General features: G+C 45.3%; 23 protein-coding genes. 11 read left to right on the forward strand and 12 right to left on the reverse strand.

Annotation, left to right across the window (positions count from 1 at the left end; genetic code table 11):
• Window positions 1-3: 3 nt before the first annotated feature.
• The 10 genes from BUQ91_RS00285 to BUQ91_RS00330 all read right to left on the reverse strand — a co-directional run bounded on the left by BUQ91_RS00285 (window position 4) and on the right by BUQ91_RS00330 (window position 6,146).
• A complete protein-coding gene (locus BUQ91_RS00285) occupies window positions 4-411 on the reverse strand; it encodes a hypothetical protein (protein WP_074207714.1) in 408 nt (135 codons plus the stop codon).
• Window positions 412-422: 11 nt separating this feature from the next.
• A complete protein-coding gene (locus tag BUQ91_RS00290) occupies window positions 423-1,535 on the reverse strand; it encodes a DUF3383 family protein (RefSeq protein WP_074207715.1) in 1,113 nt (370 codons plus the stop codon).
• A gap of 8 nt (window positions 1,536-1,543) precedes the next feature.
• On the reverse strand, window positions 1,544-2,014 hold the full coding sequence (locus BUQ91_RS00295; protein WP_074207716.1) for a phage neck terminator protein: 471 nt from the start codon (window positions 2,012-2,014) through the stop codon (window positions 1,544-1,546).
• Entirely contained in the window at window positions 2,011-2,382 is a 372-nt protein-coding gene (locus tag BUQ91_RS00300) for a hypothetical protein (protein WP_139299656.1), read from the reverse strand. The genes BUQ91_RS00295 and BUQ91_RS00300 overlap by 4 nt, the downstream gene beginning before the upstream one ends.
• Entirely contained in the window at window positions 2,363-2,773 is a 411-nt protein-coding gene (locus tag BUQ91_RS00305; RefSeq protein WP_074207718.1) for a DUF4054 domain-containing protein, read from the reverse strand. The genes BUQ91_RS00300 and BUQ91_RS00305 overlap by 20 nt, the downstream gene beginning before the upstream one ends.
• Window positions 2,770-3,129 (reverse strand): hypothetical protein, encoded by a 360-nt coding sequence (locus BUQ91_RS00310; protein ID WP_074207719.1) that lies wholly within the window; start codon window positions 3,127-3,129, stop codon window positions 2,770-2,772. The genes BUQ91_RS00305 and BUQ91_RS00310 overlap by 4 nt, the downstream gene beginning before the upstream one ends.
• A 102-nt stretch (window positions 3,130-3,231) precedes the next feature.
• Window positions 3,232-4,149: a major capsid family protein gene (locus BUQ91_RS00315; RefSeq protein ID WP_074207720.1), complete on the reverse strand. Its 918-nt coding sequence runs from the start codon at window positions 4,147-4,149 to the stop codon at window positions 3,232-3,234.
• Between the two features lie 11 nt (window positions 4,150-4,160).
• The gene (locus tag BUQ91_RS00320; RefSeq protein ID WP_074207721.1) at window positions 4,161-4,598 is read right to left on the reverse strand and encodes a structural cement protein Gp24; all 438 of its coding nucleotides are present in this window, start codon (window positions 4,596-4,598) and stop codon (window positions 4,161-4,163) included.
• Window positions 4,599-4,601: 3 nt separating this feature from the next.
• A complete protein-coding gene (locus tag BUQ91_RS00325) occupies window positions 4,602-5,720 on the reverse strand; it encodes a DUF2213 domain-containing protein (RefSeq protein WP_074207722.1) in 1,119 nt (372 codons plus the stop codon).
• Between the two features lie 228 nt (window positions 5,721-5,948).
• Window positions 5,949-6,146 (reverse strand): hypothetical protein, encoded by a 198-nt coding sequence (locus BUQ91_RS00330; protein ID WP_074207723.1) that lies wholly within the window; start codon window positions 6,144-6,146, stop codon window positions 5,949-5,951.
• A 232-nt stretch (window positions 6,147-6,378) separates the two neighbouring features.
• On the opposite strand from BUQ91_RS00330, the gene BUQ91_RS00335 reads away from it, so the two are divergent.
• From BUQ91_RS00335 to BUQ91_RS00365, 7 genes are read left to right on the forward strand one after another with little or no spacing between them, the layout of a single operon-like run.
• Window positions 6,379-8,103 (forward strand): phosphoadenosine phosphosulfate reductase domain-containing protein, encoded by a 1,725-nt coding sequence (locus BUQ91_RS00335; protein WP_074207724.1) that lies wholly within the window; start codon window positions 6,379-6,381, stop codon window positions 8,101-8,103.
• Window positions 8,104-8,107: 4 nt separating this feature from the next.
• On the forward strand, window positions 8,108-8,983 hold the full coding sequence (locus BUQ91_RS00340) for a DUF4007 family protein (RefSeq protein ID WP_074207725.1): 876 nt from the start codon (window positions 8,108-8,110) through the stop codon (window positions 8,981-8,983).
• Between the two features lie 17 nt (window positions 8,984-9,000).
• On the forward strand, window positions 9,001-12,609 hold the full coding sequence (locus BUQ91_RS00345; RefSeq protein ID WP_074207726.1) for a hypothetical protein: 3,609 nt from the start codon (window positions 9,001-9,003) through the stop codon (window positions 12,607-12,609).
• Between the two features lie 4 nt (window positions 12,610-12,613).
• Window positions 12,614-13,744, forward strand: coding sequence for an aminotransferase class V-fold PLP-dependent enzyme (locus BUQ91_RS00350; RefSeq protein ID WP_074207727.1), 1,131 nt, complete (start codon window positions 12,614-12,616; stop codon window positions 13,742-13,744).
• 11 nt (window positions 13,745-13,755) lie between these two features.
• Window positions 13,756-15,486: a DEAD/DEAH box helicase gene (locus BUQ91_RS00355; protein WP_074207728.1), complete on the forward strand. Its 1,731-nt coding sequence runs from the start codon at window positions 13,756-13,758 to the stop codon at window positions 15,484-15,486.
• An 18-nt stretch (window positions 15,487-15,504) separates the two neighbouring features.
• Window positions 15,505-17,331 carry an ATP-binding protein gene (locus tag BUQ91_RS00360; protein WP_074207729.1) on the forward strand — a complete coding sequence of 609 codons (1,827 nt, stop codon included), beginning with the start codon at window positions 15,505-15,507 and terminating at the stop codon, window positions 17,329-17,331.
• Window position 17,332: 1 nt separating this feature from the next.
• Entirely contained in the window at window positions 17,333-18,232 is a 900-nt protein-coding gene (locus BUQ91_RS00365; RefSeq protein ID WP_074207730.1) for a phospholipase D-like domain-containing protein, read from the forward strand.
• A gap of 38 nt (window positions 18,233-18,270) precedes the next feature.
• On the opposite strand, the gene BUQ91_RS00370 is transcribed toward BUQ91_RS00365, so the two are convergent.
• Together BUQ91_RS00370 and BUQ91_RS00375 are read right to left on the reverse strand one after the other, a co-directional pair.
• Window positions 18,271-18,753 carry a hypothetical protein gene (locus tag BUQ91_RS00370; RefSeq protein WP_074207731.1) on the reverse strand — a complete coding sequence of 161 codons (483 nt, stop codon included), beginning with the start codon at window positions 18,751-18,753 and terminating at the stop codon, window positions 18,271-18,273.
• Window positions 18,754-18,950: 197 nt separating this feature from the next.
• Window positions 18,951-19,274, reverse strand: a complete 324-nt coding sequence (locus tag BUQ91_RS00375; protein WP_073324052.1) for a helix-turn-helix transcriptional regulator — start codon at window positions 19,272-19,274, stop codon at window positions 18,951-18,953.
• A 123-nt stretch (window positions 19,275-19,397) separates the two neighbouring features.
• Between BUQ91_RS00375 and BUQ91_RS00380 the strand changes: the two genes are divergently transcribed.
• Genes BUQ91_RS00380 through BUQ91_RS00395 form a run of 4 tightly spaced genes read left to right on the forward strand, consistent with a single transcriptional unit; the run spans window position 19,398 to window position 21,897 of the window.
• Complete coding sequence (locus BUQ91_RS00380; RefSeq protein ID WP_073324054.1) at window positions 19,398-19,580, forward strand: hypothetical protein; 183 nt, start codon at window positions 19,398-19,400, stop codon at window positions 19,578-19,580.
• A 37-nt stretch (window positions 19,581-19,617) separates the two neighbouring features.
• A complete protein-coding gene (locus tag BUQ91_RS00385) occupies window positions 19,618-20,028 on the forward strand; it encodes a hypothetical protein (protein WP_073324055.1) in 411 nt (136 codons plus the stop codon).
• A gap of 22 nt (window positions 20,029-20,050) precedes the next feature.
• Complete coding sequence (gene bet, locus BUQ91_RS00390; protein ID WP_073324057.1) at window positions 20,051-20,902, forward strand: phage recombination protein Bet; 852 nt, start codon at window positions 20,051-20,053, stop codon at window positions 20,900-20,902.
• Between the two features lie 11 nt (window positions 20,903-20,913).
• Complete coding sequence (locus BUQ91_RS00395) at window positions 20,914-21,897, forward strand: coiled-coil domain-containing protein (RefSeq protein WP_139299657.1); 984 nt, start codon at window positions 20,914-20,916, stop codon at window positions 21,895-21,897.
• Window positions 21,898-22,015 lie beyond the last annotated feature (118 nt).

Raw genomic sequence — 22,015 nt, forward strand, 5'->3', positions numbered from 1 at the left:
CGTTTAGGCTCCTTCAAAAGCGGCTTCCGCCTTGACGCGGAGCGTGACGGTTCGCGTTCCGCCGGAGCGTCCCTTGGTGGCGTCGCCCATGGACTGAATCCAGCACTGGCCGAGAAGCACGTATGCGCCGTTGAGGTCGGTACAGGCGAAGGGATAGGGCCCGACTTTCGTCGTCTCGTCGGCGACGCGCAGCGCTTCCAGCTTGGAGAGCTGGGGGCTGGTCTGCATGAAGGGGAGCGTGACCGTGTAGAGCTTGCGCACCATCTTGGAACGCTGAACGCAGCCGTTGCTGCCTTCGGTAACGTCCCAGTCGTCGCCTTCCTTGGAAATGACGACATCGCCGTTGAAGTGCGTGAGCGCGATGCCCTGGACGGAAATGTTGACCATGGTGTGGTCGTATGTTCCAAGCATTTTCTAGCCTCCTAGAGAGTGACCGTCAGTTCGACGTTCTTTACGGTGTTGATGGAGTTCATGCGCGAGTAGCGACCCTTGACAAGCGGCAGGTTTCGGGCCTGCACGTCCGCGCTGTAGTTTGTCTTGAGGTAGTCGTAGGTCTGCACCTTGACCGTGTAGCCGTCCATGATGTACTGGTGGTCGGTATCTGCGGCCTTGGAGAATACCTGGAGGATTGAGGCGGCGACGGAGTTGATGCCGCTGTCGTCATAGTTGACGCCGAAGCCGTCGTTCGCCTCGCCGAGCAGCGAGTAGATTTTCGTCTGGACATTGAAGCGAATCCAGTCGTCCTTGGCGATGTTGTCGATGAAGCTCGCGGGGGACTGTTCTCCCGTGCTGTCGAGAAGGACTGTCTTTCCCGCAGTCGCTCCCATGAAAAGACGCGCCTCGCCAGCGGCGACCGTATAGACGTTGATGCAGTCCGAAACGAGCGCGTCGTACTGGGACTTGGTATAGGAATCGTATTCCACGCCCTTGACCTTCTTGTGGGCGAAGCTGCCACGCGCCGAGTCCAGTGCGCAGCGGTTCGAGACGAGAGCCGCAGCGAGGTTCCCTGCTCCCGCGTGCTGGTAGAGTGCCACGCGGTCGCTGGTGCTCGCGACAAGCGCCTGGGCGAGCGCCCTGATGGAGGCGAAATCCGTGGAGGTGTCGTTGAGTTCCAGGTGGACAATCTTGAAGTTCGCGCCGAGATAGCCGTTCCAGCCGCCGTTCCCCGTGAAGGCGGATGTTGCGGGGATTGAACCGTCACCGAACTTGGCGACGATGTGGTAGAAGTTGAGCTTGGCGGCTTCCGCAGCCTTTACCGCGTCGAGCGCGTCGGAGAAGGAATCCGCGTTGATGGCGACGATTTTCGCGGGGCAGGCGTCCTGTGCGAACGCGCTCTCGACCATGCCGTAGAGCAGGGAGTCGGTGCCGAAAACTTCCGCATCCTCGGCGGATGAACATTCGAGGAAGTCGGGCGGGTTTTCCGCCTCGCTGGAGGCGGGGCCTACCAGCGCAAGCGTGTTCACGCTTGTCGTCGAGACGGTTGAAATCGCCTCGTTTATGCTTATCTTGACGATTGAGTCGATTATCTGGGCCATTTTGCCTCCTAGATGGGTTGCAGTTCCAGCGGGTGGACGGTTTCAATCCGTTCAATGCCGGAGGGTGTCTTGTCGATGAAGTTGAGCGTTGCCGTGAAGCGCCATTGGCGCACGTAGAAGTCGCCGTCGTAGGTGTCGATTTTCTCGATATTGGTGAAGTCCCAGACCGTGAAGCCGTTGTTCCGGGCGTATTCGATAAATGCGGGGAGCTGCAATTCGTTGCGAATCGCCCTGAGCGTGTCCCCGTCGCCTTCAACCTCGACGAAATGGACTGTCGCGACCTGTGAAAAACGGTAGTGGTGGTTTCCGGGCGGGGGCGTGAACTTCTCGCCATATTGGCGGACGCCGTCAATGCCGACGGAAACGTATTTGCCGACGGGCGCGGGGCTGTTCGTCGGACTCTTGACAAACGGCGCGGAAAATTCCGCGCTGTCGTTGAAGTACTTGCAGATTGCGCCCTTGAGTTCGTCAACGGTCATTGCAGTCCTTTCGGGACTTGTGCCGCAGGAACCTTGCAAGCGATATACTTCCAATGAGTAATCTTAGGAAGGTTTCCAAAGACAAGTTCATCCGTAATTTCATACCAAAAGCCTCCTTGGTTCACGTAGCCGATTGCTTCCGTCCCTTCCTGCGTCCTGGCCGCGAGCCTTTCGCTGGAGTAGATTTTGACGACTCCCGTATTCCTTCCGCCCTCCTGGTAGGCAATCGCTTCTTCGCCCGTGACGGGCTGTATCGTGCCGCGCACCGTGCGCGTCGTGAAGGTCCCTTCGACCATGTTCCCGAAGCTGTCCAGCGTGGGCTTGGACATTTCGTGATAGGTGAATGTCCTAGCGAACAGGGTGGCCACCGCAGAACCCCCGTAGAGGAACGCCGCCCGTGACTTGCGGACGCGGCGAATACTGTTTCTTGAGAAGGAGGAACTGTTGTCCGAAGCTGGTAGAGGAAAGCCAGCCGTCGTCGCCCTCCGATTTCGTGGAACCGAAGGAAACGGAAATGTCGCCCTCGCGCTTGCTCGTTATGGCTCCAGCCTCGCCGTCGCTTCCACGCGCCTCCAGTGCCGCGATGTGCGCAACCATGAGCGAAAGCGCATAGACGTAGGCTTTCTTGAAGTAGCAGGCGCCTACGTGATGCGAAGCGCCGAGAATCCATGCGTCAAGGCGTGGGCTCTGCGCGTATTCCTGTGGCAGGTACGCCACCAGTTCAGCTTTCTGCTGGTCGTCTATGGGAAGCGGAATCATAGGGCCGTTGCCGCCTTTTGCTGTTCCTGCTGTTTCTTTTTCGCTTCTTCCCATTCGGCGTCGAACTCGTCCAGTTCAGTCCGTCTCGCGGCAGCAGCCTTCTTTACGGAGCTGTTGGGCTTCTTCTGCGTCCTTTCAATGTCGTCAACGACCTGTCGCGTGCTTGCCCTGGAAATGGCGTTCGCCGCGACGTTGGCCGTGACTTTATGCTCGAAAACGAGCTTGCCGGAATCGCGCAGCGCCCTAATGACAGGGTGGGTCTCGTCGATGCTGCCGTCCGCGACTATGTTGGAGCCGGGAAGAAGCAGGATAGAGCCGATGTGGACTGTTCGTTTCTGGTTGTTCATTACGAGCATGGTGAGAGCCTCGGAAGTGCGGAAAAAGGAAGCTCCACCGCCCCGCGCAGCAAAGCTACGGGCGTTGCGGGGTGATGGAGCCGTTTGGGGACGGATGGATTCTTACAGGCCGTCGGCGTATGCGACGGCGTTGATGTTCTTGAACGCGACACCGCCGATTCTCGCGTAGCAGGGAACCATGTAGTGCAGCGATTTCTTCTGCGGTTCATCCTGCTTGAACGGGATGGGGATGCAGCGCGTAAGGACGCTGGGACTGTACTTGTAGATAACGGCTCGCGTGGTGCCGCCCTCGCCAGCGTCGTCCAGCTTGGCGCACTCCTTCCAGTTGACGAGTCCCTGGCTCGCGAAAACCTTCTTGAGGTATTCGAGGATGGTGAGGTCGCCGCCAGTTTCGTCCTTGGGCGTGGTGGACAGATAGACGAAAGCGTCATGGGGCAGGAGAACCGTGTCCGCCTTGACTGTGCGCCTGGTGTTGTTGCGGACGGTGTCAATCATTGCCTGGAACGTGGCTATGATTTCGAGCAGCGTCTTGCCCCTAATGGCGGTTCCGCCGCCAGCTCCTGTAGGAACGACGACCATCGGCACGTTGGCGTTGTTGAGGAAGCCCGTGGTGTTCGCGTCCTTGTCGCCGACAAACAGTACCTCGTCCACCTTCTCGTCAATCTTGCGACGGGCCGTTTCCGCCTCGTCACGGGAAAGGTCGATGCCAGCGGTGAGCCACTGCATGAGTTCAAATTCGCTGTAGCCATAGGAAACGCCGTATTCGCGGATTTCGTTGGTCTTGAGTTCCAGTGCGCGGGAAACGGGCGGCAAGTCTTCCGCATAGTCCGAAATGAGCTTGGCAATGCCCATTTCCGAAAGAACCTTGTAGGTCCATGTGCGGAGCCACTGTCCTATTCCAGCCTGGGGCGGGATGAACGAAAGCGCGTCGAGCGATTCGCGTTCAAGCCCGTAGGTTTCGTTTATAATCTGGTTGAACAGACGGGAGAGTTTGTTCAGTTCGCTGTCTTGAAAAATCATGCCTGTTCTCCTTATGCGATTTCCAGTTCAGCGAGTCCGCCGTCGGCAGCGTCGCTCTTGAAGGTTCCGCCCACGATTTGCGTACCGCCCGTGGAAGTGGCCGTGAATGCGTTGTTCGTGTCGTTGACGTAGGCTGCATCGCCCGAAACGACTTCACCCAGGACGCGAACCCAGACGCGCCCCTTCTTGAGCACATTGACGGTCATTCCCGCCCTGTAGGAGTCATTGAACATCGTGCGCTGCGCTATGCCGAGGAACACGCCGTTTTCGGGCTTGTTGACATAGACCTTGCCAGCTTCGCCAGCTGTTCCCGTCTTTGCCCAGAGCGCAAATCCGCCCTCGCTGTCCTTATCCTCTTGGAGGATGCCGGTCTCGATGGAGTGCGTGACGAACGGGAACGCAAGACCGGGGGCTGCTATCGCCCCGAACGGGGTAGTTTCAAATGCCATGTGCTAGCCCTCCTTCTTGATGGAAGCGGAGTTGATTTTCTCGTTCATGGCGTTGAAAGCCGCGTCGGTATCGAGAGCGTCGTTGAGCTTTTCCATGCTGGGAGCGAATGGGGAGCTTTTCTGTGCGGAGTCGCCCAGTTTCTGCATGGCGGCTTCGTAGGCGCCCTGGAGGTAGTCGGCGCTCTTTCCGTCAAGCACCATTTCGGGGTAGGCTTTCTTGATGATGGCGCCCTTGATGGCTTCCACGGAATCCTGGGCCTTAATGTCGATGCCGAGCTTCTGCGCCTTGGCGATAAAGGCGACCTTCTCGTCAACGAGACGGGCGATTTCCTTTTCGTCCTTGAGCGATGCCTTGAGCTGGTCGCGCTCGGTGATGGCTGCATCCCTAGCTGCGGTCATGGCGTCAAGCTGGGATTTGAGGGCCTTGTTGGATTCGATTGCGCTGTCACGCGCCTTTTCAGTCTCGTGGAGCGTGTAGATGACCTTTTCATCGGCCTCGTATTCCGCACCGTCGATAATGAATTTTCTACCCATGGTGTTTTCTCCTGCCCGTTGGCGGGCGTTATCGTTTTCGCAAAAGATTCGGTCGAAGTCGGAGCTGTCGCCGATTCTGAAACGCACACCGTCCCCAGCGCGTCCCTCGCGTACAAGCGCGATATGGTTGCAGCGGATATTCTTCATCACCTCGTCGTAATCGACGCCCTGCCAGTTGCCACTGTCCTTGTAGAGTTCGGCATCGTAGCCGCATGAAACGGCGCGGACATGGCCATCAAGCATTTCCCTGATGGCGTCGGCATCCGTGATTGTCATTGTGACATAGGCGTTCAGCCCGTCCCAGCTCGCATCGTTGGCGGTGAATCCGACCTGGAGCTTCTTCGCGTTCTCCGGGGAAACATCCTCCATCGGGTGGAGCAGGGTGACGGGCTTGCAGTTGAGTGTTGAAATGCTGTCTTGAGCAGAAACTTCCGTGACCGGGCGCAGCCTGCGCTTCAATCCTTCGGCGGTTCTGTAGCTGAACACGCCAGCACCAGTGACGCGGATTTTGCCCGTGAGATACCCTTCGGGGGTACGGGTGAAAACCGTCTGGTCGAAGTCCTTATAGTCGCGGAACGATTCGTTCATGTCGCCAAAACTAGCGGCAGGAACGCTCTACAAGGCGTTTTCGCCTAAAGGCTTATAAACAGCCCCAAAAACACCAAAAAACGCGCTACAAGCGCGGTATGGAAGAAATCGGAGGCATAACAAAAAAGCCCCGCTTTTGAGGCGAGGCGATAGGAAACTTGCTCATTGTTATGCTGAATAAAAGTTCTCTTATTTGGCAATTTTTTTTCGCTAAGAATTTCTCGAAGTTTAGCGCATCAGTTCTCTGTACAGGGTCACACTAGCTTTCCACCAAGTTTGCCAACAAAAGAGAATGTCGTTGAAACCGTTTTCCTTTATGTGTTTATAGTTTCTGACAATAAAGAACACCGCAAAAACGATGCAGAGTTTGATGAAAAGAAGAATGCGAAGCATCCAAACCATAAGCCAAAGTTTGTATTCGTTCATAATGGAATGTAAGCTAGTAAAAAAATAGCTCTGAGCGTGCAAACAGTTGTTGCTTAATAAGTTATATTAACCTAACTTAATTAGGTTTTTATAACCCAAATAGCAATGTGTTACGACAAAGATGAGGGTGATGCGGCAGTGGCGGTGCGACGTCCAGTAAAAAATGAGAAGGGTAAAAAAATGACAAAAAACGGTTTATGCAAAAAGCTATATTGTCAGAAACAAGTATTCTATGTGGTGCAAAAACTGTAATATTGAAACTAAAATGACGAAATGCCCTGTGTGCGGTTCGTCAACTTCTGAAGAAGTTGCTTCTGAAGTTTATTGGTGTGATAAGTGTAAAGCTCCCGTTATTTATGATGCGATGCAGCTAAATAAGGGTGTATGTCCGATATGTCATGGAAAGACAAAATATATGGCTCAGGATGTACGACCTGTTTTTCCTGAAGAACGACTGTTGCTTGAATTACTTCTCGGTTTAACACCTCATTCGCTGCAAGAAAAGTCTATTTGGTGTGAAAACAGTCGGTATTTTATTGATGGAAATCCTAAACCGATTTCATCAAGTGTTTTTCAACATGCAGACACAGATATGCTCAGGGAAGGCATTGAATCGTCTTTGCCGCAACTGAGTTATGCTTATTTCGACAAATTTGTTGAAGCTTTTTGTCGAGCAAATAGAGCGAGACTCGATTTTTTGAAAAATGAGGCGTTTGAATTTGTAAGAAAAGAAGCGTCGAAGTATAAGGAAGAAAAAATAGTTCTTTCATTTTCTGGGGGAAAAGATTCTACTGTAACGGCAGATTTGGTTCAGAAAGCGCTAAGTAATCCTTCACTTGTGCATATATTTGGCAATACGACATTAGAGTTTGATTCTACTGTTGATTACGCAAAACGTTATCAGAAAGACCATCCCTACGCGATTTTTTTGACGGCAAAAAATACTGACCAAGTTTTTGAAGATGTGGTGGAAGATATTGGGCCTCCGGCAAGAATGATGCGCTGGTGCTGCTCTATGTTCAAAACAGGGCCTATAACAAGAATACTGAATAGTTTATACAAAAGCGACCAAATTCTCACCTTTTATGGCATTCGAAAGGTTGAATCTATTAGCCGCAGCAAATATAATCGTGTAGAAAAAGGTTCGGAGTCTGTTAAAATTCAGAAACAGACTGTTGCGTCACCGATTTTCTTTTGGACGGATGTCGATGTGTGGCTTTATATGCTTGCGGAAAAAGTTGATTTCAATGACGCATATAGAAAGGGATATGATAGAGTTGGTTGCTGGTGCTGTCCAAATAATAACCAGCGAGCACAATTCCTGTCTCGTATTTACATGCCCGATAAATCAAAAGCATGGCGGACAAAGCTAATATCGTTTGCAAAAAAAATTGGAAAACCTGACCCAGAAGAGTATGTGGATTCCGGAAAGTGGAAAGCACGCCAAGGAGGAAACGGCCTTGCAGCGGCTAATGATGTGAAAGTAAAATTCACAAACTGTACCGCTGAAGACCATGCAAAAATTTATAGTCTGAAAGAACCATGCTCAGATGCTTTTATCAATTTATTTGTTCCGTTTGGAAAGATTTCCAAGGAACTTGGCCGCAAATTACTGCATGAGGTTCTGGTCTTAGATATAAAGACGAATGTTCCCATTATATCTATACAGCCTTTTTCAAACGATGGCTTTGAATTTGCTGTAAAAATAAAAACCATGAACGTGGATAATCATGATTTTTTACAGACTCAAATATCTTACCAGGTAAAGAAATTCAATGCTTGCAGAAAGTGTCTGAAATGCGAGTCGATATGCAAGGCTAATGCGATTTCAATTACCGTTGACGGTTATCACATAGACCCGTTCAAATGCGTACACTGCAAAAAATGTGTGACAGCCAAGTATTTGGCAGGCGGTTGCCTGATGAACAAGTATTTAAAAACAAAACCAGGAAAGTGAAACGATGAAATTTCGAGCACATGAAACTTTTTTTATAAGAAAAGGCTGGCTTACAAAGGGTATGAAGTATGTGCTGAAGTACCCAAACCTTTTCACAAATAAAGACGAAAAACCCTCAGAAGTGCTTGGCATAGGCGCCAACATGGTTTTGGCTCTAAGATACTGGCTTCAAGCAGTTGGACTTACGGTAGAACGGAAAAACGGGAAAAGAGAACAGGTCCTAACAGATTTTGGAACGCTTGTTTATGACAATGACCGCTATTTTGAAGAATTGGGAACGTTGCATCTACTTCAATATAAGTTGTGCAGCAGCAAGGACGATGTTTCCTCATGGTATTTCTTCTTTAATGAGTTTAATCTGTCTGAGTTCACAAAAGAAGATTTCATTGAGGCTGTTCAAAAATTTGTTTCCATAAATGGTGAGGATGAAGTAGCCCTTCGTTCTCTATCTGATGATTTCGTCTGTATATTAAACACCTATATACCGAAGTATAAAGCGGATATGGACGATTTCTCGCCGGAAAACAATATCGCATGTCCTCTAGGGGAAATTGGACTTCTTGAAAGTGTTGACAAGAAAAAACATATTTACAAGAAAAAAATGCCGCCCTCATCTCTCATTAATCCGTGGGTTGCGTTGGCTATCATAATGGATAATGCGAACGGTGAAAAGGAAATCCCTATACAGGCAATATTAAATGGGCCGTGTAATTTGGGAAAAATTTTCAACTTAGACACTATTTCTCTAATAGATGTATTAAGGTCTATTGAACGAATTAATAAAATTAAAATTATTAGAACGGCAGGACTTGATGTGATTCGTTTGAACGATATTCTATCGTTTGAGGACTGCGTTCGCTCGTTCTATTCTAGTATTTAATTATTGTGGGTTTATCTATGCAAACAATGATTTCTGTGGCCTCTGAATTTCAGCATTCAATCAATATAGCGTATGATTTGAATGATGACAGCAAGTTAAATTCCTTCATCCCGACTTCGTCATTCTTTGAATTGTTAAGGGATATCCTGCTGAGCACGAATAAGAATTCGACTGAAAGAGCGCGGATTCTTATTGGTGCTTATGGAAAAGGAAAGTCTCACATTGTTCTTGCAATAATTACAATGTTAATGGGAAGAAACCTAAAAACATACACCAACGTTCTTCCAAAACTAAAAGAGGATAAAAAACTCTATCAGCAGGTACGAAATTTTTATGATGAAAAAAGAAAGTTTCTTCCTGTAATTATATCTGGAAATAATGGAAGCCTGACGCAAGCCTTCTTGTACAGTTTACAGGTGGCGCTGAAGGAAAATGGTTTGGAAAATGTAATGCCCAAGACGAACTTTGAAGCTGCTGTTAGGGCTATTTCTCGTTGGCAAGATTCCTATCCAGATACCTTAAAGAAATTTGAAAAGCTGCTGGATTGCTCATTGGACGATTATATCGATTCGTTAAAAGCATTTGATGTTGAATCATATAGATTCTTTGAAACAGTCTATCCTGATTTGACTTCGGGTAGTTCTTTTAATCCTTTCTTGGGGTTCGATGTTGTAGAACTCTATGCAAATGTTTCTGCTGAAATCAAGAAAAAAGGTTATAATGGCATTTATGTTGTTTACGACGAGTTTAGTAAATTTCTCGAAGCGAACATCGCCCAAACCAGCGTAAGCGATACAAAAATGCTGCAAGATTTTGCAGAGCGTTGCAATCGTAGTGGCGCAAACCAGTTACATTTGATGCTTATTTCCCATAAGGAAATATCCAATTATATTGACAAATTGCCTAAGGCAAAAGTAGATGGATGGAGGGGTATCTCAGAAAGATTTTCCCATATTCATCTGGATAATGATTCCAGTCAGACTTATGAAATCATTTCTACGGTCATTCAGAAAAAAGCGAAACTCTGGGAATCCTTCCTAAAAGCAAACAAAAGCCGATTTAAAAAGCTTGTTTCGCAATACGGAGAAGATGAAATATTTTCAGATTTAGACCGTTCGGCGATTGAAAGTGTGATAAGTTCTTGTTATCCTTTACATCCAGCGTCGATTTTCATTCTTCCGAGATTGTCCGAAAAGGTTGCTCAAAACGAAAGAACCCTTTTTACTTTCTTATCTGCAAAAGGCGGCGCCTGCCTTTCTTCTTGTCTTGACAAACAAAGGGATAATTCATTCTTCTTGGTAACTCCTGATGTTTTGTATGATTATTTTGAGCCGCTTTTCCAAAAGGAAATTTACGTCGCAGAGATACACGACCAGTATCGTCTCACAAAGCAGATTTTGAATAATCTAAACGCAAAGTCGCTGGAAACAAAGATAGTAAAGTCGATATCTTTGATTTATATGCTAGCACAGTTTGAAAAAATCAAACCATTGAAGGCTACCATAGAGTCAATTTATTCGTCTGAGTACAAACTTGATGAAATTGAAGCGGCGCTTTCAAATCTGATAGAAAAAAAATTCGTCTTGTATTTCAAAAGAAGCAATTCGTATTTGAAGTTAAAGGATTATTCTGGACTTGATACGAGACAGTTGCTGAAAGACGAAATGGAACGTTTAAAGAATGACGTTTCTATTAAGAATGTTCTCAATTCACTGAACTACGACAACTTCGTTTATCCTTCAAGATATAACGACGATAACGAAATGACTCGTTTCTTTTCTTTCATATTTATAAATGCATCCGAGATAAACGACGAATTTGAATATGAAGAAATCATACAGAAAAGAAACGCTGACGGCGCTGTATTCGCAATTTTACTCGATTCTGATGAAAGTATAAAACAGGTTCGACAGAATATATTGTTGTTTAGCAAGAAAATGCAACGATGTGTTTTCGTTTTGCCTAAACATAGAAGCGACTACTTTCCGCAAGTCCTGGAATATTACGCGGCTTCAGTCTTGAAAGACAAGTATGCGGATGACCCTATATTATTCGATGAATTTGACATCATATATGAAGATTTGAGAGATGTTCTCCTTTCTTTTGTTATGTCATATTCTCGTCCAGAGTTGATGAGGAATACAACCATTTATATGGGCGATGAATGGGAGGTCTCTCGTAAAACTGAACTAACCGCTCTATTGTCAGATATCTGCGATGATGTGTTCAAAAAAACGCCTATTATTAATAATGAGGTGATTAATAAAAATGAACCGTCAACAATGGCTTTAAACAGCCGTAATAAAGTGATTAAGGCTCTTCTTAGAAACGAACTTGAACCCAAGCTTGGTCTTACGGGCAATGGACAAGATGTTTCGATTATGAGAAGTTGTCTTATTCGCACAGGAATTCTTGACAATTCTGATTCGTATGCTCAATTATGTTTGACGCCTCCTGATAAAAATCTCAGCTTTGTTTTAGCCACAATTCAATCGTTTGTGGATGGCGCTAAGAAAAAGGGCGACTGTTCTTTTGATGCCCTTTACGCTAAGCTGATGAATCCCGCGGGAAAAATTGGACTTCGCAGGGGCTTAATACCTCTTTTTATAGCAGTGGTTTTCCATGAGTGCAAGAAAGAAATAATTCTTTCTGATAACGATGGAAATCAGCTGCCTATATCCATGGAGTCTCTGGTTTTAATTGATTCGGAGCCGTCAAATTATGTTTTGTCTGCGATGGAATGGGATTCTGAAAAAGAACGTTATGTCCAAGAGTTGACAAAGGTATATGAGGATTTCGTAATTGAGCAGGAAAAGGGCGCTAACAATTATGGCTACATTCTTTCTGCAATAAAAAGATGGTTTGTTTCTTTGCCGAAATACACTAAGACGATTGCGGCAAATGAAACAACCGCATCGAAATTTGTCAAAATCCTTTCATCCAACAAAAGTGATAGCGCGACAATTTTCGTTGAAATACCGGCTCTTTATGGGTTCAAGAAAAACTATTCAAAGGAGCTTATTTCCGCTATTGCAACAACTAAGGCTTTTTTTGATAACTGCCTAAATGAAAAAAAGAATGAATTGGCGGATAAGTTAAAGGAGAAACTTTTCTCGGGCGAGAAGTCTCTTCTAAAAAAGACTTCTTTGAAGTCCGTTTCTAAGGATTGGATAGAGTCCTTAGATGAACAAATTGGGAGGCAAGTTTTTGCTAATGGAACAGATAAGTTTGTTTCTCTTATGAAGAACGACAATCTGGATATATACTCTCTGCTAGACAGACTCGCGAAAATTGCAACAGACTTGCGCATTGAAGACTGGAATGAGTCTTGCGAAGAACTTTTCTTTGAGAGAATTGATGAATATAAAACTACTGCGGAAGAGTTCTCTTGGAAAAAATCAAATGCTTCTAGGGGCAAAAAAAGTGGTAGTTCTTACGAGCTGAACTTTGTTGATGAAAATGGAAAGCTCGTTACAAAGTGCTTTGACAGGGTCCCATTAAGCGGAAGAAGTCAGCTGCTGGCAAATACTGTCAAGTCTGCAATCGAGTCTTTTGGTCAATCTGTTTCTGAAAATGAAATTCGACAGGTTGTGGTTGACATTCTTCAAAAGATGTGCGATAGGTGATTACATGGCGTACTTTGATAATGCAGCAACTTCTTTTCCTAAGCCAGAGAGCGTATATTCGTTTATGGATTCTTTTTACAGAACCTGTGACGGAAGCTATGGTCGAGGAAAGAATGGATTAGGAGCGTTAGTAAAGGAAACAAGATTTCTTTTGCAAAAAATACTCCATTGCGATTCAAAGGCTGTTGTGTTCACTCCATCTGCCACTGTTGCTCTAAACATTGTTATTCATGGATTGATAAACAGAGTAAAGAATGTTTATGTAAGCCCATTTGAACATAATGCTGTCATGAGAAGTCTTTGGCATTTCCAAAAAAAAGGAATCGTTTCCATACGTCTGTTGGACGTAAACAAGGACTTTTCATACGACTTCAATAAGATAAAGAAACAGTTTAATAGCGTAAAGCCTGACCTAGTTGTCGTCTCTCATGCCAGCAATGTATTTGGCTTGATATCTCCGATAGAAGAAATTTTTTCACTGTCGAAAAAATATCAGAGCATAAATATTTTAGACATGTCTCAGAGTGCTGGTTTAGTTGAATGTAATGTGGGTTCGACGGACATAGACGTCGCTGTTTTTGCAGGACATAAGACTTTGTATGGTCCCACAGGCATATCTGGCTTTGTGATGTCTGAACAATTGGATATAGAACCTGTTTTTTTTGGAGGAACAGGCTTTGATTCTGCAAATGAAGATATGCCTAGCGATATACCCCAAAAATTCGAGTTTGGAACGATGAATGTTGCTGGCTTGGCTGGTTTAAATGCCTCTTTGAAGTGGATTCTTGATTATGGGGTGGAAAAACTTTATCAAGAAGAAAACTTGATGAGAACTCGTTTGGTTGAAATGCTCAAAAATTACAACGAGATAAAATTGGTCGGTGATTTCCAAGGTCAGAAATATGTGGGGATAGTTTCTTGCTTAATAAATGGAATAAGTAGTGATACAGCTGGCAGCATTTTTGCTGAACAGGGTGTTAAAATTCGTTCTGGGCTTCAATGTGCTCCTTTGGCGCATAAATTTGCAGGAACTTTCCCATCTGGTACAATAAGATTTTCTATAAATCATTTTACTAAAGATTGTGACTTTGTAGAATTGAAACATGCACTTGATTACATAAATAGCTGTTTGTAGGAGATTGTTCTATGAGTAACGAAATATTAAAAAAGCATCTAAGCGATTTAAAAATTGAGACCCTGAGGAAATTGCTTGGCGAAGATATTGTAGAATCATTACTCGAATGGGAACTAGGAACTATTACAAAAAGCAAGTACAGCGAAATACTTTGTTCTGTACATGGAGTTAAATTATTTAAAAACCCTGAATTTCGCTATCACATATTACTCACATTAAGAGGCAAACAAGCTGATACAGAGATTCCGATTCTAAAAAAACTGGCAAAATCAAAGAAAGACGATAAAAATGAGATAATAAAAGACGTTGCAAAGTGTAAATGGAATAAATCGGAATTATCAAAAGAAATTTTGGGTATTTTTGGCTACACATTGGAAGATGCTTTCCCACAAAAAGAAACTGATGAAAAAAGTATTGTTCAAGTAGATGCAAATGAAAGATTTTATGAATTACTTGATTATCAGTATGTTATAAAGCAAAGAGCTTTGACCAATTTGACAGATGGTGTGGAACTAAAGAGATTCCTGATTCATATGCCCACAGGAACTGGTAAAACCAAAACTGCGATGCATATTATTTGCCATCATATAAATTTCAATTTGCGAAAAAAAGGACTTGTTTTATGGATTGCTAATACCGTAGAACTGTTAAGGCAAGCTGAAAGTACGTTTGAAGCGGTTTGGAGAAATCTCGGTGACGGCTCAATAAATGTATATAAGCTTTGGGGAACAAACGAACCTTCGCTAGGCGATGAAACCTTAAATGGTTTTATGGTGTGCAGCATACAGAAGTTGTTGGCGCTAACAAAAAATTCCCATGGAAAGAATTTGTTTAACAGAATAGTGAATGATGTTCGTCTTGTTGTATTTGACGAGGCACACAAGGCTTTTGCAAAAGAATGGTCTGATATTGTTGACCAGTTAATGATAAAAAAGAGAGGAATGCAAGACCGAGCACTTATAGGCTTAACAGCGACTCCTGGACGCACAACATCGATAAGTGGCGAAAATTCGGCTTTTGTCAACCAGTTTGGTTCTAATATTATTTCGATAGATACTGAAATTATTAATAGGATTAATTTGTCGGAACAAGACGCTGATAATGCAACGGCGGAAATGGATATTATAAAATATTTCCAGCAGCGAGGAGTTTTGTCAAAGATAAAGAAAGAAGAACTTGAGTATCCTGAATGTTTGACAGAAGAAGAAATGAAAGGCATCAGATTAGTCGCCACAGAATATGGCTATGATGATTTTTCAAAGGATGCACTAGAAATAATTGGAAAGAATAGGTTTAGAAATATTCGTATAATTGAAAGAATTAAAGAACTGAATCGAGACGATTTTCCCACAATTGTCTTTGCTTGTTCCTTGAGCCACGCTCAACTTCTTTCTTCTGCTTTGACTTTAGCTGGAGTGCCGAACGCTCTTGTGACGGGAAACATGGATGCGACGGATAGAAAAAACGCCATTGCGTACTTTAAAGACCGTAGTAATCCACTTAATGTCCTTATTAATTATGAAGTTTTAACTACAGGGTTTGACGCGACAAATATTAAGTGTGTTTTTATTACTCGGCCGACCAATTCTGTTGTATTGTATAGTCAGATGTTGGGAAGAGGCTTGCGAGGTCCTCAAATGGGCGGCAACGAAGAATGCTTGCTTATAGATGTTAAGGATAATTTGAAAAAGTATGACGAACATCTAGCTTTTTCTCATTTTAACAATTACTGGAATTATTAATTAAGGAGATAGATAATCATGCCAAATGAAATTTTCGTTATAAGGTCTATGGCCGATGCGTTGCGCAACACTGGCTACAAGAATATTGAAAGCGCTATGGCTGAAATTGTGGATAATTCCATACAAGCAGAAGCGAAAAATGTTTTCATTGTCGTAAAGGAAACCGTCAATCCAAATTCAGGTCGAAAGAATGTAAGTGAAGTTGTTTTTATTGACAATGGAACTGGCATGACGGACTCCGAATTGGGGGGATGTTTGGCTTATGGTTATTCAAGTAGAACCGACCGAAGGGGAATGGGAAGATTTGGCGTGGGCTTGCCTCAGGCATCTATGCACGCCTGCCCCGCAGTGGATGTTTATTCATGGCAAAATGGGTATGAAAACTGTAAAAAAGTATTTCTTGATGTAGAAAAAGTACGTGAAGGCGAACAGAAAAATATTCAGGACCCTGTCTTAGAAAGCGTTCCGCGCGAATATGAACGCTATTTAGAATACACCATATCAAGTACGAAAGAAAAGGTGTCTTTTAAGTCGCATGGAACTGTTGTTATTTGGAAAAATTGTGATAAAGTCGTTCCCAAAACCGTTGGTACACTTTTTGATAAGCTTTTGTTCACTTTAGGACAGAAATTTAGATATTTCATTCTCGAAGAATGTTGCTCTATTGTGCTCATTGAGCACGACAATACAAGCAATTTAAAAAAGATTATGCCCAACGACCCGTTAATGTTGATGCCGAATAATCTTGTATTAGGAAATCCCGAAAAGCCGGGGACAATCGACACAAGTCACGCTAACAAGAAATATTGTGTTCCAGTTTTTGAGCCCTATCATAAGCCAGATACAAAAAATTTTGATGAATCGACAAATTCCATTAAATATCCAGTTAAATACATTGATGTAAAAACAGGAGAGGTTAAGGAATCATTTGTTTATATAAAATTCTCAATCGTAAAAGATGTTTTTTATGCGCAAGATGCGGTTGTTACGGACCCAGGAAGCACTGAAATTGGTAAACATGTAAAAAAACTCGAAGGAATTTCTGTTGTCAGAGCTAATCGTGAAATAGATTTTGGACAGTTTGATTTTTATGATAATGTTAATGAACCTACTCACCGTTGGTGGGGATGCGAAATAAGATTTAATCCAGAGCTAGACGAAGCGTTTGGCGTTGCAAACAACAAACAACATGTAGAACTTCATTATTTAGACCCTGATGATTATAAAGGAAAAGATAATGAAGTCAAACCTATGTGGCTACAACTTTATTCTATAATTCATAATACTATTCGAGCAATGTTTGACAAGAATAAGGTGACGAGAAAAAATTCAAGGGTTAAACCTTCGACTAATCCGCCAGCTTCGCCTACAGAGACGATTATAAATAATGTTGAACAGAATAATGATAATGATTCTCAATCAAAGCAAGCCGCAGAGACGAAGCCCCTTGAAGAGCGAATTGAAGGCGCCAAACAGGTTCTTGAAGAAAATGGCGTGAACAATCCAACAGATGAGGAAATTCGCTCTTATTTGAACAATTCCGTGAACATTTGTCATAAAGCAATGCGAAATGCTCCCTTGTTTGACATGTCTTACGAATTGGGAACATGTTCTGTGTATATAAACATGGACCATCCTTTTTATAAAAACTATCTGGAAAAACCACTTCAGGAAGACCCTGATTTTCTCACGGCTTTTGAACTGTTTATAGCGTCACTTGCTAAAGTAATCGATGAAACTAATGTTTCTTATAAAGATTCCAATGATGATTTGATTGCTCGATGGAATGAACGCTTGAGAGCGTATATTTTTGAACAAATGCACTCGAATTTGACGGGAAAGTAAATTGACTATACTTTTTAAAAATCAAATAAAAGAGCGAGTACTTGAAGAACTTGAACAATGCGAAGACTCTTTGCAATTGGTGTCTGCTTTTTGCAAAGAGTCCGTTGTGAAGTTCTTAGATGATAATTGTAGAATTGCTGTTCCCCAAAAGCGTTTGTTAGTTAGGTTTCGAAAAAGTGATTTGATTTCAAAGGCATCGGATTTGTCGTTGTATGATTATTGTATAGAGCACAATTGGGACTTGTATATCAATTTCAGTCTTCATGCGAAAATATTCATTTTCGATTCTCTTCGTTATGTCATAGGAAGCTCGAATTTAACGGGAAAGGGTTTTCTGTTTGATGAAGGTAATTATGAAGCAGCGACATTCGATTATTTAGATGATGATGACTGTCAGAGAATAAACAATTTGTTTGCTTCTTCGACACTTATGACGCCAGAACTATATGAAAAAATGAAACAAGAAATGAACAGTGTAGAACCGAGCACAAAAATTGAAGGTGCGGGCTGGTCTGACGATATAAAGGAGCTTGTTAAAGATGAATTGTCTGTTTTGTTTGCGGAAGATTTTCCACCAACAGAAGATGTTCGCTCTTTATATCATCAACCTATTTCTTTTTTAAATCTGCAAACTAATCAAAGTCCTGACGATATTAAACAAGCTTTTTTAAACTCCAAATGTTTTTCTTGGCTAAAGAAGATTCTAAAAGAAAACAACTCTGAGATGTATTTTGGTGCTATAACGGCATGCTTACATGATGCATTGATAAATGAACCAAAGCCATACCGTCGAGATGTTAAAATATTACTCCAAAATCTTCTGAGCTGGATAAATTGTTTAAATATCAATGAAGTTAAAATTGACCGTCCTGGTTATTCACAACGGGTACGATTGATGTAAGAATAAAGAAAAGCGAATTTGAACAATTCGCTTTTTCTTTATTGTCTTTTCTCAAGAATTACAACAGTCCAAAAATTCGTTCGAAATTCTGCATCTGTTCTCTCTTTTCGCCGTAAGAGATACAAAAATGGAGGCGCCTCACTTGACTGCCCCTGCAATTCGCAAGCACTCGCAGCCGTTCCCGTCGTTTCGCTTTTGTTCGCTGTGCAAAACGCTGCAAGCGCCTCCTTGCTTCGGGCCGTTAAAATGTCCGCCCGATGGCGCCGGAAAGCGTGCAGGACGCTGCACGTCCTTGCAGGGGGGGGGCTAAAGTTGCGAAAATCCGCATTTTTCGAAAGTGTCACGAATTGACAGAATAATTTTTTATTTTTTCCGCTGTTCAAGTCGGGACGGAAAAAATCCCCTTCGATATCTATATCGCCCTCAAGCTCATTTCCTTTTTTCGTCGCGCTGTTGCGTGAGTTGAGTATGAGGTTTTTATATATCAATATCTCCACAATTACGGAGTGAGTCCTACTCATACTCCTACTGTTAATCATTCTCCTATTACTACTACTGATATAATAGGGTTGCAAGTTTTTGTCGCGACTTGAACCCGTTTGTTATGCCTGGGTTCAAGCGTTTGCAAATCGTTGCGACTTGCAAAAGTTCCCACAAAAAAAGGCCCCGAACAGGGCCAAAGGACTGCTTATGCCTAAGCTAAAGGAACACGGGGAAATTACCCTTGTTGGTCTTCAGAACTTTCATCTTTTAGACGCAGACTGCGAAGCCCGTTGCGTACGATTAGAGCGCATTCCTCGGGAGTCAGCACAACCTCGCCCCGAAACTCCGCAGCGTGACGAGTCTTTATCGCCTCCCAAAGTTCAGGAGTGAAAAGCTCGTCGATTCCCATGCCGATTTCCAGTAGTTTCTGGCAAATGTCGTAGCTGGGAGTCGCCTTGCCTTTCTTCCAAGCGGTGACGCTTGAGGCGTTGAGTCCCAGTTCGTCGGCCAGGGTGCTGGCCGTTTTGTTTGTTCTGTCAAGGTATTTTTCAACGTTCATGCCATAAATTTAATCAAAAATTGCATAGTATTCAATAATTTTTAAAATTTTTTTAAAAAATCCCTTGATTTTTTGCCTAGAATTGAATAGATTTTGAATGTAAGGCAAAAGAAATTGAAAAGTATGCAAAAGAAAATAAACGGTACGCAAAAAATTTGGCAGGTCGGCATAACGGCACGGGCGAAGCAGGCCCTGGAGCAGCTGGCCAGCGAGAACAAGCGAAAGGGTTTCCCGGCGAGCCAGGGACTCATTGCCTCAACCTTGATACTTAGGGCTTTTGAACATGGCGAATCCATATTGGGCTAAGGTTTCGTTCAGTGACTTTATCAAGCACTTCCGAAAAATGACGGATGAACAGATTATCGCCGACGTGAGGGATTCGATGGATGCACTTGAGGATGTTGACGGGACTGGCGACAGTTTCGGGGCGTTCATGGTGAAATGTTCCAGCGAGAGAATCCAGCAGCGCAGCGAGGTCAACAGGGCGAACGCCCTGGCTGGACACGAAAAACACGGACATGAGATTAGGAAAGTACAGCCGCCGCGATTGCCGACGACCGAGGAACTTTACGACTTCTGCGCGGAAAAGCACCTCGACGACGCGCTGGGACGCGAATGGCTGGAGATTACGCTTTCCAGGGGAGGGAAAACCCGTGAGGGCATGACGATTATGAACTGGAAAGGGGCGGTCACGAACTACGTGGCGGCAAGGCTAAAAACCCTGTCGAAGGGACAACAAATGAACAACTACTAACAACAAAGGGAAACCAACAACTATGAATAACGCAATAGCTACACAATCCAATCCGCAGCAGGTCAACGACGCCCTGCTGCTTGACTACCTCACCGCGACGACGCCGGGTCTCAACGACCACCAGGTCAAGCAGTTCCTCGCGGTTTCCATGGCGTTCGGGCTGAACCCGTGGAAGAAAGAAGTTTATGCCGTCACGTACAACAATCGCGACGGCGGAAAGACGATGAGCATCGTCACGGGGTACGAAGTGTACCTCAAGCGTGCCGAAATGAACCCCAACTACGACGGCTACGAGACGGAATGGCGCGGCGAGTTCGTCAGGGGCAAGTCCACCAAGAGTGGCAAGAACGGCAACTACAGCGTGGATGCGCTGGTTCCCAAGGACGGGGACGTGAGCTGCATCTGCCGCGTTTTCCGCAAGGACAGGAAGGTTCCCGTCAAGTGCGAGGTGTTTTTCAGCGAGTACGACCAGGGCAATTCCATGTGGCAGAGCAAGCCCAGGGTCATGCTTGAGAAGGTCGCGATTGCGCGTGCGTTCCGCCTCGCTTTCCCCGTGGAGTTCGGCGGGATGCCCTATGAGAGCGCGGAGCTTTCGCCGGAACAGGGACTTGACCCTGAAAAGGAAATCAAGATTGAGGAAGCGGTGGAAAGGGCGGAAGCCCCGAAGCCGGAACAGCAGCCGCAGGAACACACGGGCGACCGCAAGGCGAAATTCATCGAGGTGTGCAACAAGATGATTCCCGCCGCGATTAAGGACACGCTCAAGGCGTACAACTGCCGCAGTCTTGAAGAACTGGGCCTTGACCAGATTGACGGATTCTACCGCGAGGCGAAGCGCGTGGAGGCCGGAATGATGCAGGAGGTGGAGTTCTAATGGAGGCGACGATGGAAACCGAAGAAGTGATGGAAGAAAAGAATCCCAACGCGCTCGTCCTTATCGACGAGGGAAAACAGTTCGCGGTCAAGACGGACTGCATGGACCCGGAGGCGCTTTTCCTGGACAAGAAGAACTTTGTCCCGATGCTCAACCAGGTCAAGAAGATTGCGCGTGGGCTGGTCGCGGACGTTCACACCGAGGAAGGGTTCAAGGCCCGCAAGGCGATGAACGCCAAGCTCGCGAAGCTCAAGACCGCCATCGAGGACAGGGGCGCACAGGTCGCCAAGGAACTCAAGGCGAAGCCCAAGCGCGTCGATGAAACGCGTCGGCTTGTGAAGGAAACGCTCGAAATGCTCCAGAAGGAGGTCATGGCGCCCATCAGGGAAATCGAGGCTAGACAGCAGGAAATCGTGGAGATTTCCAACATTCCCGCGACGGCCATCGGCTGCAATTCCGAAGGGTGCAGGCAGGTGCTTGAGGCCATCGAAGCACATGTTCACGACGCCAAGTATTGGGACGAAAGCTACCAGGAAGCGATGGACGCCATCAACGACGCGAGGCGCCAGGTCAACGGCATCCTCGCCAGCGCAGAGAAGCAGGAGGCGGAGAAAGCTGAACTGGAACGCTTGAGGGCGAGTCAGGCGGACTTTGAAAAGGCGGCGCGTGAAAAGGCGGAAGCCGAGAAACGCGAAACGGAAGAAAAACTGCGCAAGGCGCAAGAAGAAGCAGAAACGGCAAAACGCGAGGCGGAAGCGGCCAAGCGCGAAGCTGCGGAAGCACAGAAATTGACCAATGTCGATTTCGGGGAGGCTGATGCCAAGGCGACACGTGAGGCGATGCTTTTCCCGGACGACGAACGCCAATACCGACGCATGGCGAATCGGGAAGCACTCGAAGACCTGATGAACTACGGACTTGACGAAGCCGCCGCGAAGCAGCTCGTTACGGACATAGTGCACGGGAAAGTGCGCCATGTGCGGTTTGTTTACTAAGAAAACTCGCAGCTTTTTCTAACCCAAGCTGCGGCGCTGCTGGTGCGCGAATCGCCAGCGTTCTTTCTTTGACTAAAAACAGTTAAGAAAATCAACAACCAATAACCATAAAGGAAAA

This window comes from Fibrobacter sp. UWB11 (assembly GCF_900143015.1).
Classification (GTDB): Bacteria; Fibrobacterota; Fibrobacteria; order Fibrobacterales; family Fibrobacteraceae; genus Fibrobacter.

What these genes read in the sequence shown, in the direction of transcription:
- BUQ91_RS00360 (WP_074207729.1), top strand. Translation starts at nt 15,505, where the DNA reads ATGCCAAATGAAATTTTCGTTATAAGGTCTATGGCCGATGCGTTGCGC.
- BUQ91_RS00385 (WP_073324055.1), top strand. Translation starts at nt 19,618, where the DNA reads ATGACGGATGAACAGATTATCGCCGACGTGAGGGATTCGATGGATGCA.
- BUQ91_RS00340 (WP_074207725.1), top strand. Translation starts at nt 8,108, where the DNA reads ATGAAATTTCGAGCACATGAAACTTTTTTTATAAGAAAAGGCTGGCTT.
- BUQ91_RS00330 (WP_074207723.1), bottom strand. Translation starts at nt 6,146, where the DNA reads ATGAACGAATACAAACTTTGGCTTATGGTTTGGATGCTTCGCATTCTT.
- BUQ91_RS00370 (WP_074207731.1), bottom strand. Translation starts at nt 18,753, where the DNA reads ATGAGTAGGACTCACTCCGTAATTGTGGAGATATTGATATATAAAAAC.
- BUQ91_RS00310 (WP_074207719.1), bottom strand. Translation starts at nt 3,129, where the DNA reads ATGCTCGTAATGAACAACCAGAAACGAACAGTCCACATCGGCTCTATC.
- BUQ91_RS00350 (WP_074207727.1), top strand. Translation starts at nt 12,614, where the DNA reads ATGGCGTACTTTGATAATGCAGCAACTTCTTTTCCTAAGCCAGAGAGC.
- BUQ91_RS00395 (WP_139299657.1), top strand. Translation starts at nt 20,914, where the DNA reads ATGGAAACCGAAGAAGTGATGGAAGAAAAGAATCCCAACGCGCTCGTC.
- BUQ91_RS00320 (WP_074207721.1), bottom strand. Translation starts at nt 4,598, where the DNA reads ATGGCATTTGAAACTACCCCGTTCGGGGCGATAGCAGCCCCCGGTCTT.
- BUQ91_RS00295 (WP_074207716.1), bottom strand. Translation starts at nt 2,014, where the DNA reads ATGACCGTTGACGAACTCAAGGGCGCAATCTGCAAGTACTTCAACGAC.
- BUQ91_RS00305 (WP_074207718.1), bottom strand. Translation starts at nt 2,773, where the DNA reads ATGATTCCGCTTCCCATAGACGACCAGCAGAAAGCTGAACTGGTGGCG.
- BUQ91_RS00325 (WP_074207722.1), bottom strand. Translation starts at nt 5,720, where the DNA reads ATGAACGAATCGTTCCGCGACTATAAGGACTTCGACCAGACGGTTTTC.
- bet (WP_073324057.1), top strand. Translation starts at nt 20,051, where the DNA reads ATGAATAACGCAATAGCTACACAATCCAATCCGCAGCAGGTCAACGAC.
- BUQ91_RS00375 (WP_073324052.1), bottom strand. Translation starts at nt 19,274, where the DNA reads ATGAACGTTGAAAAATACCTTGACAGAACAAACAAAACGGCCAGCACC.
- BUQ91_RS00355 (WP_074207728.1), top strand. Translation starts at nt 13,756, where the DNA reads ATGAGTAACGAAATATTAAAAAAGCATCTAAGCGATTTAAAAATTGAG.
- BUQ91_RS00285 (WP_074207714.1), bottom strand. Translation starts at nt 411, where the DNA reads ATGCTTGGAACATACGACCACACCATGGTCAACATTTCCGTCCAGGGC.
- BUQ91_RS00345 (WP_074207726.1), top strand. Translation starts at nt 9,001, where the DNA reads ATGCAAACAATGATTTCTGTGGCCTCTGAATTTCAGCATTCAATCAAT.
- BUQ91_RS00335 (WP_074207724.1), top strand. Translation starts at nt 6,379, where the DNA reads ATGTGGTGCAAAAACTGTAATATTGAAACTAAAATGACGAAATGCCCT.
- BUQ91_RS00315 (WP_074207720.1), bottom strand. Translation starts at nt 4,149, where the DNA reads ATGATTTTTCAAGACAGCGAACTGAACAAACTCTCCCGTCTGTTCAAC.
- BUQ91_RS00380 (WP_073324054.1), top strand. Translation starts at nt 19,398, where the DNA reads ATGCAAAAGAAAATAAACGGTACGCAAAAAATTTGGCAGGTCGGCATA.
- BUQ91_RS00290 (WP_074207715.1), bottom strand. Translation starts at nt 1,535, where the DNA reads ATGGCCCAGATAATCGACTCAATCGTCAAGATAAGCATAAACGAGGCG.